General features: G+C 62.0%; 14 protein-coding genes. 6 read left to right on the plus strand and 8 right to left on the minus strand.

The genetic code is table 11. From position 1 onward, the window contains the following. The first annotated feature begins 20 nt into the window (after nt 1-20). The 3 genes from RA29_RS19730 to RA29_RS19740 all read left to right on the plus strand — a co-directional run bounded on the left by RA29_RS19730 (nt 21) and on the right by RA29_RS19740 (nt 4056). The gene (locus RA29_RS19730; RefSeq protein ID WP_039689280.1) at nt 21-1181 is read left to right on the plus strand and encodes an acyl-CoA dehydrogenase family protein; all 1161 of its coding nucleotides are present in this window, start codon (nt 21-23) and stop codon (nt 1179-1181) included. 91 nt (nt 1182-1272) lie between these two features. Beyond that, entirely contained in the window at nt 1273-3273 is a 2001-nt protein-coding gene (locus tag RA29_RS19735; protein WP_052249814.1) for an acetate--CoA ligase family protein, read from the plus strand. A gap of 3 nt (nt 3274-3276) precedes the next feature. After that, on the plus strand, nt 3277-4056 hold the full coding sequence (locus RA29_RS19740) for a carnitinyl-CoA dehydratase (protein ID WP_039689282.1): 780 nt from the start codon (nt 3277-3279) through the stop codon (nt 4054-4056). On the opposite strand, the gene RA29_RS19745 is transcribed toward RA29_RS19740, so the two are convergent. After that, nucleotides 4053-5435, minus strand: coding sequence for a cytochrome c peroxidase (locus RA29_RS19745; RefSeq protein WP_342666434.1), 1383 nt, complete (start codon nt 5433-5435; stop codon nt 4053-4055). The genes RA29_RS19740 and RA29_RS19745 overlap by 4 nt on opposite strands. Between RA29_RS19745 and RA29_RS19750 the strand changes: the two genes are divergently transcribed. Continuing rightward, nucleotides 5364-5834, plus strand: a complete 471-nt coding sequence (locus tag RA29_RS19750) for a tetratricopeptide repeat protein (protein ID WP_039689369.1) — start codon at nt 5364-5366, stop codon at nt 5832-5834. The two genes, RA29_RS19745 and RA29_RS19750, sit on opposite strands and share 72 nt — an antisense overlap. A 330-nt stretch (nt 5835-6164) precedes the next feature. On the opposite strand, the gene RA29_RS19755 is transcribed toward RA29_RS19750, so the two are convergent. Beyond that, entirely contained in the window at nt 6165-6929 is a 765-nt protein-coding gene (locus RA29_RS19755) for an isocitrate lyase/phosphoenolpyruvate mutase family protein (protein WP_039689284.1), read from the minus strand. A gap of 338 nt (nt 6930-7267) precedes the next feature. On the opposite strand from RA29_RS19755, the gene RA29_RS19760 reads away from it, so the two are divergent. Together RA29_RS19760 and RA29_RS19765 are read left to right on the plus strand one after the other, a co-directional pair. Next, nucleotides 7268-8104 carry a penicillin-binding transpeptidase domain-containing protein gene (locus tag RA29_RS19760; protein WP_039689286.1) on the plus strand — a complete coding sequence of 279 codons (837 nt, stop codon included), beginning with the start codon at nt 7268-7270 and terminating at the stop codon, nt 8102-8104. Between the two features lie 146 nt (nt 8105-8250). Beyond that, nucleotides 8251-8718: a hypothetical protein gene (locus tag RA29_RS19765; RefSeq protein WP_039689288.1), complete on the plus strand. Its 468-nt coding sequence runs from the start codon at nt 8251-8253 to the stop codon at nt 8716-8718. An 86-nt stretch (nt 8719-8804) separates the two neighbouring features. On the opposite strand, the gene dctP is transcribed toward RA29_RS19765, so the two are convergent. From dctP to RA29_RS19795, 6 genes are all read right to left on the minus strand, one after another. Next, complete coding sequence (gene dctP / locus RA29_RS19770) at nt 8805-9863, minus strand: TRAP transporter substrate-binding protein DctP (protein ID WP_039689290.1); 1059 nt, start codon at nt 9861-9863, stop codon at nt 8805-8807. Nucleotides 9864-9893: 30 nt separating this feature from the next. Then, a complete protein-coding gene (locus RA29_RS19775; protein WP_039689292.1) occupies nt 9894-11366 on the minus strand; it encodes a TRAP transporter large permease in 1473 nt (490 codons plus the stop codon). Between the two features lies 1 nt (nt 11367). After that, on the minus strand, nt 11368-11952 hold the full coding sequence (locus RA29_RS19780; protein ID WP_039689294.1) for a TRAP transporter small permease subunit: 585 nt from the start codon (nt 11950-11952) through the stop codon (nt 11368-11370). Between the two features lie 88 nt (nt 11953-12040). After that, nucleotides 12041-12553, minus strand: a complete 513-nt coding sequence (locus RA29_RS19785) for a flavin reductase family protein (RefSeq protein WP_039689296.1) — start codon at nt 12551-12553, stop codon at nt 12041-12043. Next, on the minus strand, nt 12553-13443 hold the full coding sequence (locus tag RA29_RS19790; protein ID WP_039689298.1) for an aldo/keto reductase: 891 nt from the start codon (nt 13441-13443) through the stop codon (nt 12553-12555). The genes RA29_RS19785 and RA29_RS19790 overlap by 1 nt, the downstream gene beginning before the upstream one ends. Continuing rightward, entirely contained in the window at nt 13443-14597 is a 1155-nt protein-coding gene (locus RA29_RS19795; protein ID WP_039689300.1) for an LLM class flavin-dependent oxidoreductase, read from the minus strand. The genes RA29_RS19790 and RA29_RS19795 overlap by 1 nt, the downstream gene beginning before the upstream one ends. Nucleotides 14598-14599 lie beyond the last annotated feature (2 nt).

Consider the following 14599-nt stretch of genomic DNA (forward strand, 5'->3'; position numbering starts at 1 on the left):
CGGAAAAGGGATGAACGGACATGCAGTTTGGCCTAAGCGAAGAACAGGAGATGATCGTCTCGACCGTGCGCAGCTTTGTCGAGAACGAGATCTATCCCCATGAGGCCGAAGTAGAGCGCACCGGTCACGTGCCCCAAGAACTCGGGGAAGAGATCAAGCGCAAGGTCATCGACATGGGGTTCTACGCCTGTAACTTCCCCGAAGAGGTTGGAGGCGCAGGGTTGAGCCATCTCGATTTCACGTTGGTCGAACGGGAACTGGGGCGCGGGTCCATGGCGCTGACCCATTTCTTTGGTCGACCGCAGAACATCCTGATGGCCTGCAACGATGAGCAGCGCGAGCGCTACCTGCTGCCTGCCGTGCGAGGTGAGAAGATGGATGCGCTCGCCATGACTGAACCCGATGCCGGGTCGGACGTGCGCGGCATGAAGTGTACGGCTGTGCGGGATAGTGGCGATTGGGTCATCAACGGTTCCAAGCATTTCATCTCGGGCGCCGAACACGCCGACTTCTTCATCGTCTTCATCGCGACAGGTGTGGATGACACGCCCAAGGGTCCGAAGAAACGGATCACGACCTTTCTGGTGGATCGCGGCACGCCGGGGTTCGAGGTGCGGGACGGCTACAATTCGGTCAGCCACAAGGGGTACAAGAACTGCATCCTCTATTTCGACGACTGCCGCCTGCCCGGTGCTCAGGTGCTGGGCGAGGTTGATGGCGGTTTCGCCGTGATGAACGAGTGGCTCTACGCCACACGACTGACGGTTGCGGCGTTCTCTGTGGGCCGCGCGCGGCGCTGCTTTGACTACGCCTTGAACTACGCAGCTGAGCGCAAGCAATTCGGCCAACCCATCGGCAAATTTCAGGGCGTCAGCTTTCAGATTGCCGACATGATCACCGAGATTGATGCCGCCGACTGGCTGACATTGGCCGCCGCGTGGCGGTTGGATCAGGGGCTGCCGTCGAACCGGGAGATTGCGTCGGCCAAGCTCTATGCCTCTGAAGCCCTCGCGCGGGTCACGGACACGACTTTGCAGATCTATGGCGGCATGGGCCTCATGGACGACTTTCCCATAGAACGGTTCTGGCGCGACGCGCGGGTCGAGCGCATCTGGGACGGCACAAGCGAGATCCAGCGCCATATCATCAGCCGCGACCTATTGCGGCCCTTGGGTGCGTAAAATGGTTTCGTATGGGCAAGGCCCATCCGACAGGAGCGAGGGGCCAGCCCCTCGCGCTCCCCGGGATTTTTTTGAAACAGGGAAGAAGGGCGTGCAGCGGCTGTTGCGCCCCAAATCCATCGCCGTTATCGGCGGCGGCGCGTGGTGTGTTTCGGTGATCGAGCAAGCCGAGCGCTTTGGTTTTGACGGCGCCATATGGCCCGTGCACCCGACGAAGGCGATGGTTGGCGGACATGGCGCATTTCCGTCAGTTGCTGACCTGCCGGACGCGCCTGACGCTGCATTTGTGGGTGTGAACAGGGCGGCAACGATTGGGGTGGTGGAGGACCTGTCGCGTATTGGGACTGGCGGAGCCGTCTGTTTCGCCTCCGGTTTTTCGGAAGCAGGGGCCGAGGATACGGATGCCGCAAGCTTGCAGGACCAGCTGGTCGCAGCGGCAGGTGACATGCCAATTCTTGGCCCGAACTGCTATGGTTTTATCAACGCCCTGGATCAGGCCTTGCTGTGGCCGGATCAGCATGGCTGTGCGCCCGTGGACCGGGGTGTCGCCATCCTGACCCAAAGTTCGAACATCGCCATCAACCTGACGATGCAGCAACGCGCCTTGCCCATCGCCTATGTGATCACTTGCGGGAACATGGCACAGACCAGCCAGGCCGAGTTGGCCCTGGCGCTGCTGGACGACCCGCGTGTGACGGCGATTGGCCTGCATGTGGAGGGGTTTGGCAGTCTGCGTGGTTGGGAAGCGCTGGCGGCCCTCGCCCATGAGCGCGGTGTACCGCTGGTCGCGCTCAAGGTGGGTGCGTCCGATCGGGCGCGGCAGGCCACCATATCGCATACGGCGTCCCTTGCCGGATCAGACTCAGGTGCCCAGGCGTTTCTGAACCGCTTGGGGATTGCGCGCGTCGCAAACTTGCCTGACTTTCTGGAAACGCTGAAGCTGCTCCATTTGAATGGTCCAATCAGCGGCAACGGCATCGCGTCTATCAGTTGTTCGGGCGGTGAGGCGAGCCTGATTGCAGATATGGCTGTCGGCACGGGATTGACCTTTCCCAGCCTGTCGCATGGCCAGAGAGCATCCTTGCGCGACGCCTTGGGCCCTATGGTTTCTTTGGCCAACCCGTTGGATTATCACACCTATATCTGGCGCGACGCCCCGCGCATGGCCCAAGCCTGGGCCGCCATGACAGGGGAAGAGATCGGAATGACACTGTCTATCGTCGACTACCCCGCCACGGATGCAACCGACTGGACCTGCACGGTGGACGCAGCCATTGCCGCAAAAGCAATGACCGGAGCGCCGTTCGGCGTCGTCGCAACATTGCCCGAGTTGATGCCCCCGGAGACGGCAGAGCACTTGGCAGCCAATGGTGTCGTACCGTTTCACGGGCTGCGCGAAGCCCTTGCCGCGGTTGATGCGGTGCAAAGCATCGAACCACCGCACAAAGACCCTATTTGTTTACCCGGCACAGCATCCGCGGACACGGTGCTTTTGGAAGCCGAGGCTAAGGCGGCGCTGGCGGCATACGGCATTGACGTCCCTTGGAATGTCGCGACCGCACCCGAAAACATGGCGGACACCTTGCCGTCGCTGTCGGGCCCGTTCGCCGTCAAAGGCATAGGTATCGCACACAAGACTGAGGCAAACGCCGTGCGGTTGAACGTTGCCAGGGAAGACATCCTGTCCACTGCCAAAGACATCGGAACACCTACCGTCCTGATCGAAGAGATGGTGACAGATGACGTGGCCGAGATGCTGATCGGGGTTGTGCGCGATCCGGCGCATGGCTTCGTGCTGACCATCGGGGCCGGCGGCGTGCTGACCGAGTTGGTGCAGGACACCGTGCACCTGTTACTGCCCGTCCGTGCAACGGATGTGCAGGCTGCCCTCTACCGCTTGCGCTGTTCGGCACTTTTGGATGGCTATCGTGGCAAGCCTGCCGCCAATGTGGCGGCTGTCATCGACGCGGTCCTTGCCATCCAGAACTACGTTCTTGCCCATTCCGACACCGTCAGCGAGGTTGAGGTGAACCCGCTGATCTGCACCCCCACCCGCGCCGTCGCCGTTGACGCGCTGATACGAAAGGCCTAAGCCATGAGCCCCATAAAAACAAGGCGCGAGGGCGCGATCCTGGAAGTCATCTTGGACCGCCCCAAAGCCAATGCCATCGACCTCGCCACCAGCCGGATCATGGGTGAGACGTTCATGACGTTTCGGGACGATCCGGAGCTGCGGGTCGCGATTGTAACGGGCGCGGGAGAGAAGTTCTTTTCCCCTGGTTGGGACCTGAAAGCCGCTGCTGACGGGGATGCCGTAGATGGGGATTACGGCGTTGGTGGCTTTGGCGGCTTGCAGGAATTGCGCGGGTTGAACAAGCCGGTGATTGCAGCGGTGAACGGGATCGCCTGCGGGGGCGGGCTGGAGCTTGCGTTGAGTGCGGATATGATCCTTGCCGCCGATCATGCGACCTTTGCCTTGCCCGAAATACGGTCAGGTACGGTGGCGGATGCGGCGAGTATCAAGCTGCCTAAGCGCATCCCGTATCACATCGCGATGGAGCTGTTGTTGACCGGCCGCTGGTTCGATGCGGAAGAAGCACATCGCTGGGGGTTGGTCAATGAAACCGTTCCGAATCAAGGGCTTATGGATCGCGCGTGGGAACTGGCCCGGCTGATTGCGTCGGGGCCGCCGCTGGTTTACGCGGCGATCAAGGAGGTGGTGCGCGACGCCGAGGACTCCAAGTTTCAGGACGCCATGAACCGGATCACGAACAGCCAGTTGCCGACGGTCGAGACGCTGTACAGGTCTGAGGACCAGTTGGAAGGCGCGCGTGCGTTTGCCGAAAAGCGTGACCCGGTTTGGAAGGGCCGCTAGTTCGAAATCCTCGGATCAACGGGCAGGCCACTGGGCACGGATGTGGGCACGCCGAGCCTGTCGGTGTTCGCGGTCTCGCCCGTGAGCGCATGTAAAAACGCAATGATGTCATCGACTTCTGTGTCGCTGAGCGGGATCGGCTGTAGCTGTACCGCCGCGCGCTGACGGGCCATTTCGCGGCTGTCTTGCCAGACCATGAAATCAATGGCGGCAAGCCATGGGACATCTGGCAATGCTGCTGTTTCACGTGTCCAATTGTCCAATGATTGCAATGGATTGAGGTGATGACGCACGATCTCTTCGAGCGTGGGGTAGGCGCCGTTGTGGCCGTAGGGCGCTGTCAGAGCCACATTGCGGAGCATCGGTGTCTTGAAGGCGTAGGCATCCTCAAGCGCGTCGCTTTCGCCCATGCGCCCCACGTCGCGGACCATGGGGTCGAAACGGCGGGTGCGGCCGGGGCCGAAAGGGGGGAGGCCAAGGGCGTGGAATTGCTGGTCGGTCATCAGTGGCCCGCTGTGGCATGTGCTGCACTGCGCTTTGTCATAGAAAAGATCAAGCCCTTGTTTTTGCTGGGTATCGAGTGCGTTTTGATCACCTTCAAGATAGGCATCGAACGGGCTGTCGGTGCTGGTCCATTCCCAGATCATGAAGGCGCTGAGGGCGTTGGCGATGTCGGCAATCGCGATGTCTTTGGCCGTCGTGATGTGGGGGTACGCATCGACAAACTCCTCGACGTAGGCGGGGATGTGACGGATGCGGTCGGCGAGGATGGGCCAGGCATAATCCATACGCTGATGGATGGCGCCTGCGACCTCGTTTTCCTTGGGGTTTCCGGCCATTTCGAATTGGGCGACCAATGGGAAAATTGCTTGTGCTGCCAATAGGTTATCCAGACCTTCGGGCAGCCATTCCTCGGCCGGGGAGTTGAAGCCGTTTTCGTAGGTGTCAGCGACGCTGAGGCGGCCGTCGTGGAAGATGGTGTGCAGGTCCTTGGCACCCAGATTCCAGAGGCCGGGTGCATTGCGGGGGATGCGTTTGCGGATGCGGTTTTCGCGGGTGCCAGCGGTGCGCTGGGGGCCCAACCCTTCGCCCCCTTCGCCGATGCCGAGGCTCAGCCCGTCGGCGGTTCCGAGGTCAGGGTGATGGCAGGTCGAGCAGGCGATATTGCGGTTGCCGGAGAGGATGCGATCGTAGAACAGAAGCTGGCCGAGTTTGGCTTGCGCCGGGTCGACGGCGATGAAATCATCCGGTGTCAGAGGACGCGGCAGATCGTCTGCAAAGGCAGGGGCCGCGGCGAGGAGGATGAGATGCGCAAACTTGCGATAACCCTTGTTTTTATGGCGTTTCCGGCGCTGGCCGAAATCGAGGAAGCGCGCGATTTGATGGAGGCCGGAGAGTACAAGGCGGCCTATGATGCGCTGTGGCCCGCGGCCCGGTCGGGCAATGCGGATGCCGAGGAACTGATCGGTGTCATGTACGCTTTGGGCCTGGGCGTCGAGCGCGATGATGAGCGGGCGTTTGAGTGGTATTTGCGGTCGTCCATGAAGGGACATCCGGGCGCGCAATCCGGTGTCGGATGGTACTACGAGGTGGGGCGCGGGATGCCTGCGCCAGACCTTGTGCGCGCCTATATGTGGTACACTCTGAGCGCGATTGGAGGCGATCCGGACGCCGCGATTTCGCTGGAAGAGGTGGTCAAGAAAATGACCAAGGACGAGATTGATCGGGCGCATATTCTGGTCGCTGATTACAAGTTCTGGATGTATCCGTTCCGTTGAGTTTGGCAGCAGATTTTCGGCTTGGAAAGTCTGATGACCGTACGGGGGCGTTAACGCTGCGTACGGTGGTTAAAATCAGGTAAAATACACATTTTGGCGAGAAAACTGCGTGTTTTTGGCGTCCGTAAACAGGGTGTTTTGGCGCGATTTTTGCGAAACTGCGAAGTTTGGTCCTGAAACTGCGCGTTTTGCCGGGGCGGATCGCGTTAAGGGGTCGTTCATTATTGGCCCGTGTTAAGGTTTGATCGCGGGCGGTAACTTTTGGTTAGGGCGTGGCGGGGTGAAACCCCGCCCTACCGCGTCGGTGCGACGGCGGTGTGTGGATTGCCGTCAGCTTGCGGCGGCAGCCTTGTAGCCCTCTGCCGCCTGGCGCATCGCGTTGGCGAAGGGGCCGGGGCCGTAGCTGGTGCGGGCGACACCGAGGGCTGCGACCTCTGACACCGAGCCGAGCGCGCCGCGCATCATCACGTTGACCGGCAGAGCCGTGCTGGCGCAGACCTTTTCGATCATGGCGTGATCCGTGAGGCCCGGAATGAAGAAGCCGCTTGCGCCCGCATCCGCATAGGCTGCCGCGCGGTCGAGCGTTTCGGGCATCTGATCGGCGTGGGCTTCGGGCTTGGCCTTGAGGAACAGGTCGGTGCGCGCGTTGATGAAGAGCGGGACATTCGCGGCGTCCGCAGCGGCGCGCACGGCTTTGATCCGGGCGACTTGCGTGTCGATGTCGTGCAGGCCATCGCCACCGACAACCTGATCTTCGAAATTGAGGCCGATAGCACCGGTGCCAATCAGCGCGGTGATGTTGGCGGCGAGCGGTTCAGGATCGCTGGCATAGCCGCCCTCGAAATCGATGGAGACGGGCAGGTCCGTGCTGTCCACGATGCGGGTCGCGATGGGCAAGAGCACGTCGAGCGGCAGCTTTTGACCGTCGGGAAAACCCTGCGCTTCGGCCACGGACCAACTGCCGGTTGCGATGGCCCTGGCCCCTGCCCCGGCGACCGCCTTGGCCGATCCTGCGTCCCAGATGTTGTAGATCACCACCGGTGTTCCGGGCACGTGGAGGGCGGCGAAGGCTTTGGCTTTATCGGTCTGGGACATGGGGCACCTGTTTTGTTGTGCAGTGAATGCGCGCACCATTGCCCGTGTGCTCGGTCGGGGCAAGTGGCCGGTGCGGGATGTGCGGTTTGATGGAGCGGACGGTGACATCGTCCTTTGAGTGATCCGGAGGACTGTAGCGGGCTGGCAGCGTTCAGCCGATGGATTTGGCGGCGGTCCAGCGCGGGTTGTGACACCCCCGATCCGCGTCTACCCCTAGTGCAGCTTTGCAACCTGCGCGCGCTGCCACATTTTGGCGCTGATCCGTTGCGGGGCTCGTATTTGTCAAATCAGTAAAACATCGTTTCAAATCAAAACTCCTGTTTCAAGGACACCAAAACATGAGCAGCACTTTTTCTAAGCGGACGTTTGGGGGCCTGAAGGCGTGCATTTTCGCTGTATCCGCCCTTGTCCTGTCGGCAAATGTTGGTGCCGCAGCCCCTGTGGACGTCGCGAAGACGGTCGAGATGGCGGGTGTTGAGCCCAACGCCTCGACCATCGTTGTGCGGCGGCTGTCGGACGATCAGGTCTGGGTCAGCAACGCCGAACGGTCGAGCCAGCGCTTTGCGCCTGCGTCCTCCTCCAAGATCCCGCATACGTTGATTGCGTTGGAAACCGGCGTGGCGGCACCCGATACCGTATTTGCGTGGGACGGCAAGCACCGGAGCTTTGACGGGTGGAACCGCGATCACAGCCTGAGCTCGGCTTTTCCGAATTCCGTTGTGTGGGTGTATCAGGAGATTGCCCGCCGTGTCGGCCTGGCAGGCATGACCGAGTGGTTGGGCCGTTTTGGCTACGGCACTGCCGAGACTGGAACCGAGGATACGTTGACCACCTATTGGCTGGACGGCACGTTGCAGATTTCCGCGACCGAGCAGATTGCATTCCTGGAGCGGTTGGCTGAGCGTGATCTGCCCCTGTCGGACAGCACATATGCGGCGGCGGACGCCATCATGCAGTCGGATGCGGGTGACGGTTGGACGCTGCACAGCAAGACCGGGTGGAACTTCAATCGGGCGGCCATGGACATCGGTTGGTATGTTGGTTGGGTCCGGTGCGATGCCGAGACTTTCGTGTTTGCGCTGAATATGGATATGCCTGATCGGTCTTATCTGCCGCTGCGGGCATCGGCCGCGCGGGTGGTTCTGGACGCGGTGGGTGCGTTCGAATGCCGGTAACGGGTCGAGGCGCGACCGGTGGAATTTGCACGCTCGTCTATGGTGCTGGATTGCGAGATCTGCGAGGCCGTCCGAACATCAACTCGGCATGTTCGCGCAGCCGTGTCACGCTACCGAAGGGCCCCGTTTTGTGCTAACATCTGGCCATGCCAAACGTTGAGCTGTCGACATTTCTGGATGCTCCGCCGGATCAGGTCTGGGACGCGCTGCACACCCCGCGGCTATTGCTCTTTGTGGCACATCCAATCCTCAAATTTGACCCGGTGGAGCCTGCACAATTTCCCGAGCGATGGGCCGAAGGTGATTACACGGTGAAGATGACGTGGCGCGGTATCATTCCGCTGGGTCGGCAGGTCATCCGCATTTCGCATCCTGAAACGGCGGAGGGTATTCGACAGATCCGCGACAACGGCTCAAGCGCTCTGATCCGGCGCTGGGATCATCTTGTGACCGTCGCGCCGGAGGGTGCAGGCACGCTGTACACCGATAAGGTCGCCATCGAGGCGGGTGCCTTGACCTGGTTTGTCGCGCAGTTTGCCAGATCATTTTACGCGCATCGGCAAAAGCGGTGGCAGCATCTCGTGGCGCAAGGGTTTGACTATTGTGCGGTGTGATCTGATCACATGCCGTTCAATGGCCAAAACGAAAAGAGCCGCCCCGGTGTGGGACGGCCCAAAAGTAAGGTGGATCCTGATCCGCCTTAGTTCAGGTCGGCTTCGCGTGCTGCGTTCACGTCGGCTTCGGCTGCAGCCACGGCTTCTTGCAGGGCGGCGAGGATTTCGTCACCGCGGGCCACGTTGGCCACAAACCAGTCATTGACCGGAGCCGCGGCCTCGGCGAAGGCCGCTTTCTGCTCGGGCGTCGGCACGTAGAGATCACCGCCGCCTGCGACGAACTCTTCGTAGGCCTGGATCGACTTGCGCTTGGGCGAGGCGAAGGTGGCCTGTTGCAGCGCATAGAAGCCGTCAACCACGACGCGGCGCATGTCTTCGGGCATGGCCATGAAATTCTCGTTCGACATCCACCACAGCGCGCCCATGTAGGCGTGTCCGTCGAGTGTGACGTATTGCAGGCCCGCATCGGGGAACTTCATGCCCATGATGTCGGTGATGCCGTTTTTGGAGCCCTCGACCACGCCGGTCTGGAACGAGGTGAAGAGTTCAGGCCACGGGATCGGGGTGGGCGATGCGCCCAGCGCGCGGACCAGCTCTTGCGGCAGGTCGGCGACCACGGTGCGGATCTTCAGCCCTTCCATATCGCCCGGCTCGGCGATGCGGCGTTGGGTGTTGGCGAAGTTGCGCCAGCCGCCGGTGTTGCCGATGGTCATCAGGCGGATGGTACCACCGGAATCCTCAAGCGCCATGTTGCGCATGGTGCGGACGAAGTCGCCTTGCAGCACGTGTTCGGCGATGCGGTCGTCGGCCATCAGGTAGGGCAGGTCGAGCACCTGGACGTAGGGGAAGATGCCCGAGGCGCCGCCGGAGGTGGAGATGAAGACGTCAATCGAGCCGTCGGCCACGCCTTGCAGGCACTCCGCACCGTTCGAGCAGAGCTGCGTGCCGATGAAAAGCTCTACGGCGATGGCGCCGTTGGAGGCTGCTTCGACGTAGTTCTTGAACACGACAAGGCCGTCATAGTCTTCGTCATTGGTGTTCGAGTTGGCGGTGGCGCGGATCGTGTAGTCCTGCGCGGTCGCCATCATGGCTGAGCCCGCGACAAGCGCGGCCGCCGTGAGGGTTTTGAGGGTCGTTTTGAGCATGTGGTTAGGTCCTCCCGTTAAGCTCTTTGATCAGTTGGCAAACCCCGTGAGACGGGGAATGGTCATGGAAATGGCGGGCACGTAGGTGATCAGGAAGATCACTGCGATCTCGATGGCGAGGAAGGGCAGGATCGCCTTGGCGATGGTTTCGACCTTTTCCCGGCTGACGGCAGCAGCGACGAACAGCACAAGCCCCATGGGGGGCGTGGCCAGCCCCACGGTCAGGTTCACCGACATGATGATTGCGAAGTGGATCGGGTCGACGCCGAGGTCGACGAAGATCGGGCCGAGGATGGGGCCGAGGATGATGATCGCTGGTCCTGCGTCGAGGAACATGCCGACGACGAAGAGCAGCAGGTTGATCAGGAACAACAGGATCAGCGGGTTTTCCGACAGCGTCAGGATAAAGTCGGCGAGGATTTGCGGCGCGTAGCTGAGCGAGACCACCGTTTTGAACGCCATGGCTGCGCCGACGAGCAGGAGGACCACGGCAGAGGTGAGCCCCGCGCGGCTGAGGATGTCGGGCAGGTCTTTGAGCGACATGGTGCGCAGGACAAAGAGGGCGACGAAGACGGCGTAGGCCACGGCCACCGCTGCGGCTTCGGTCGGGGTGAAGACGCCGCCCAGGATGCCGCCGAGGATCAGGACCGGCGTTTGCAAGGGCACGATGGCGCGTTTGCAGATGGTGCGGAATTCGCTGCTGACTTGGGTACGCAGGGCGAGCATGAGGGCGTGCGCGACGACGACTGCACCTGCAAAGGTGCCCCAGAGGATCAGCGGTGTGGTGTCGCCCAACGGTAGGAACGCCCAGAGGAGGAGGCCGATGTTGAGCCGGACGAGCGCCCAGGACACCCAACGCTCCATCGGGCTTAGCTCGACACCGTCGAACTGCACCTTGTGCGCGGCGGGCAGGTCGTAGCGGTCTGCGGTCAGTCGGATCATCACCATGAGGCCGACGCCGACAAGGATGCCCGGCACGATGCCTGCAAGGAACAGGGCGGCCACGCTTTCGCCCATGACATAGGCATAGATGATCATGATGCCCGAGGGCGGGATGATCGGGCCGATCACGGATGAGGCCGCGGTGATCGCAGCGGCGTAGCGGCGGGTGTAACCTTCTTTTTCCATCGCTGGGACGAGCATGGAGCCGAGGGCTGATGTGTCTGCCACGGCGGAGCCGGAGAGGCCCGCAAAGAGGATGGAGGAGAGGACGTTCACTTGGGCGAGACCGCCGCGCAGGTGGCCCATGAGTGCCTGCGAAAACTGAACAAGGCGGATAGTGATGCCGCCCTTGTTCATCAGCTCACCCGCCAGCATGAAGAACGGGATCGCCATCAGTGGGAAGCTGTCCATCCCGTTGTAAACATTGCGATAGAGCAGCGTGATATCGCGTTCCTGACCATTCAGGTACAGCAGGATTCCGGGTGCGGCGAGCAGGCCAAAGAAGACCGGCAGGCCGATCAACAGGAACAGAAGGAAAAGCGGGAGGAACCAGATCAGCATGTCATTCGCTCCCCGCGGCCATGTCGCCTAGGTCGAGGTCCGGCAGTTGGTCACCGCCGCCCATCATCTCAACCAGTTTGCGCAGGATCAGTTCGATGTTGACCATGATCAGCAGGACGACCCCCACGAGCAGGGACAACATCATCCAGCTGCGCGGGATGCGGAACCAACCGTCAAATGTGGGCAGGTAGAGGGAGGCTGTGGCGAAGCGACCACCGAAGCCTGTGACCTCGGACCAGCCGATGGGCAGGGCGACGAGCAGGATGGCAAGCGAGATGAGCAGCAGAAAGAGGCTGAGGAGCGCCGCAACGGCGCGAGGAAGCACGCCCGAAATCATGTCGAGCGCCACGAACCCGCCACGCCGGAAGGCTGTGGGCGCCATGAGGCCTGTCATCCACAGCATGCAGAAGCGCGCGGCTTCATCCGGCCAGGGCAGTGCGTTGTTGAATACGTAGCGCGCGACCACCTGGATCAGGATCGCGATCACCATGGCCGCAATTGCCACGATGCCGATGGCGCGCCCGATCTTGAGCAGGGCACCATTCACCCATGCAAACGGTGCAAGCACCGCCAGTAACAGACCCATGAAGGGCCCTCCCTTTGTCGGTCGCCCGGCGGTTTGTCCACCGTGGCCCATTTTCCGCTTTCACCCCGCGGGCGGGTCGTTTTTCACGTCAGGACGTGACGGAGCCGAAATCGCCCCCGAAGAATGTGAGCGGCTGGCCGTCGCGCATTTCGGTGCGCTGGACCTGGCCCACGATGATGACGTGGTCGCCCGCGTCATGTGCAGCCACCCTGCGACATTCGAACCGCGCAAGGCAATGATCAATAAGGGGAACGCCGTCGGCGTTCAGAATGTGCGGATGCTCGCTCAGAACATGCGCGTTGCGCGCCGCCTGTTTGCACAGGTCGCCCTGCTCCGCCGCCAGCACGTGGATTGCGTAGTGGTCCGCCGCGTCGAAATAGGGGAAGCGCCGGGCGTTCCGGTCCACGGACCACAGCACGAGGGCCGGGTCGAGCGAGACCGACGAAAAGCTGTTGGCAACGATAGCGATGGGGCCGTCGGCGCTGGGGGCCGTGACCACTGTCACACCGGTTGCGAACTTGCCGAAGGCATCGCGCAACTGGCGGCTGCTGTCTGCGTCGGGGGTGAACACGGTGGGTTGCTGCGGGCTTTGCATCGTCATCAGGCCACCTCGTGTCCGAGCGCCGCCTCGTAGAGGCGGAACCACGTGGGTCGGTCGAGCGACACCTTGGTCGCCGCACCGATGTTCTTGATCCGGTCGAGGTTGTTGGTGCCCATGACCGGGATGATGTTTGCGGGATGCGCCAGCAGGAAGGCTGTCGCGACCGCGGCGCGGTCTACCCCGTTGGCGCCTGCGATCTCGTCCATGACATCGTGCAGCTTTTCGCTGCCGGTCATAAGCCCGCCCCCGCCCAGGGGTGACCACGCCATGAGTGGCTGGCCGTGCTGTTGGTGGAAGGCCAGATCGCCGTTGGTGAAGGGGCTGATTTCGCTGAGCGAGATTTCGATCTGGTTGGTGACCAGTTGGGTTTTCATGCCCGATTGCAGCAGTTTCCAGTCCCACGGGCGGAAGTTCGACACGCCAACGCTGCCGACCTTGCCCGAAGCCACAGCCTCGTCCAGTGCGGCGCCCGTTTCGTGGTGGTCCATGAACGGGTCGGGGCGGTGGATCAGCAGAAGGTCGATGTGGTCGATGGCCATGTCGCGCAGCGAATTTTCGATGCTTTGCATGATATGCGCGCGGGAGGTGTCGTAGTATTTGACCGGTGCGTCGGCATAGCGGCCCATGGGCGCCACGATGTCGCATTTGGTCACGATCTCCATCTTTGACCGCAGGCCGGTGTCGGCCTTGAGCGCTTCGCCCAGCGCAGCCTCAGCCACGTAGCCGCCGTAGATGTCAGCCTGGTCGAAGGTGGTGATCCCCTGGTCGAGGCAGGCGTGGATCTTGGCCTGCACGTGGGACACGGAGGTGTCGCTGTCATCGGCCAGCCGCCACATGCCGTAGACGATGCGCGAGAAGTTGAGGGTATCGGATAGGTGGACGCGGTCCATTAGCGGCGCTCTCCTGCGGCGAGTGGGGTTGCGGGGGCGCTGTCTGGCACCCGGCCATAAGCATGGGGCAAAGAACAGGTTTTCAAGTGCGGCATGACGCGCGCGCCGAAATGTTTTGCTTCTTCCAGGTGCGGGTAGCCCGAGAAGATGAAGGCGCGGATGCCCATCTTTTGATACTCTTCGATCTTGGACATGACCTGGTCTGTAGAGCCCACAAGCGCCGCACCGCAGCCCGAGCGCGCCCGGCCTACGCCAGTCCAGAGTCCGGGTTCGACATAGCCGAACTTGTCAGCCAGTTCGCGGGCTTTGGCCTGGTGGGCGACGCCGAGCGACGTGGAGTCGAGCGCGCGGTCGCGGATCAACTGGCCGTATTCGTCATCGAGCTTCGACACAATGTAGTCAGCATATTCACGCGCTTCCGCTTCCGTGTCACGCACGATCATGTGCACACGCAGGCCGTAGTCGAGCGTGCGGTCGTATTTCTCGGCCACCGCGTTCACGTCGCGCATCCGCTGAGCGATGTTCTCCTGCGGCTCGGGCCACATGAGGTAGACGTCACAATGCTGGCCGCAGAGTTCGAGGGCAGCGGGCGAGTAGCCGCCGAAATAAAGCAGAGGGCCGCCGGTCTGGTAGGGGCGCACGGGGTCGGTGGTGAGGCCGGTGAAGTTGTAGACCTCGCCCTCGTAGTTGATCTCGTCCCGTGTCCAGGCCTGCTTCAGGATTTCCACCACTTCGCGCGAGCGTTGGTAGCGGTAGTTGCTGTCCGCCTTCTCGCCCGGGAAGTCGGAGGAGATGATGTTCACCGTCAGCCGACCCTCGAGCATGTGGTCGAGCGTGGCGATGGTGCGGGCGAGCATGATGGGCTGTACTTCGCCACAGCGGACGGCGGCCAGCAGGTTGATTTTGGACGTGATCGGCGCGCAGCCTGCGACGAAGGACAGCGTGTCCTGACCCACCTGATACGATGACGGGCAGAGGATGTTGCGGAAGCCCTGCGCTTCCGCCTCTTTCACGATGTCGGAGCAGTGTGCCCAGCTCGACCGCAGGTCGCCGTCGGGCACGCCAAGGAACTGGTAGTCGTCCGAGCACAGCGCCGAAAACCACGACACTTCGGCCGCGTCGAGGTCAGGGGATGTGATGGGGACGATGGTCATCG

Origin of the sequence: Tateyamaria sp. ANG-S1 (assembly GCF_000814025.1) — a bacterium.
In the GTDB taxonomy this organism is placed as follows: Bacteria; Pseudomonadota; Alphaproteobacteria; order Rhodobacterales; family Rhodobacteraceae; genus Tateyamaria.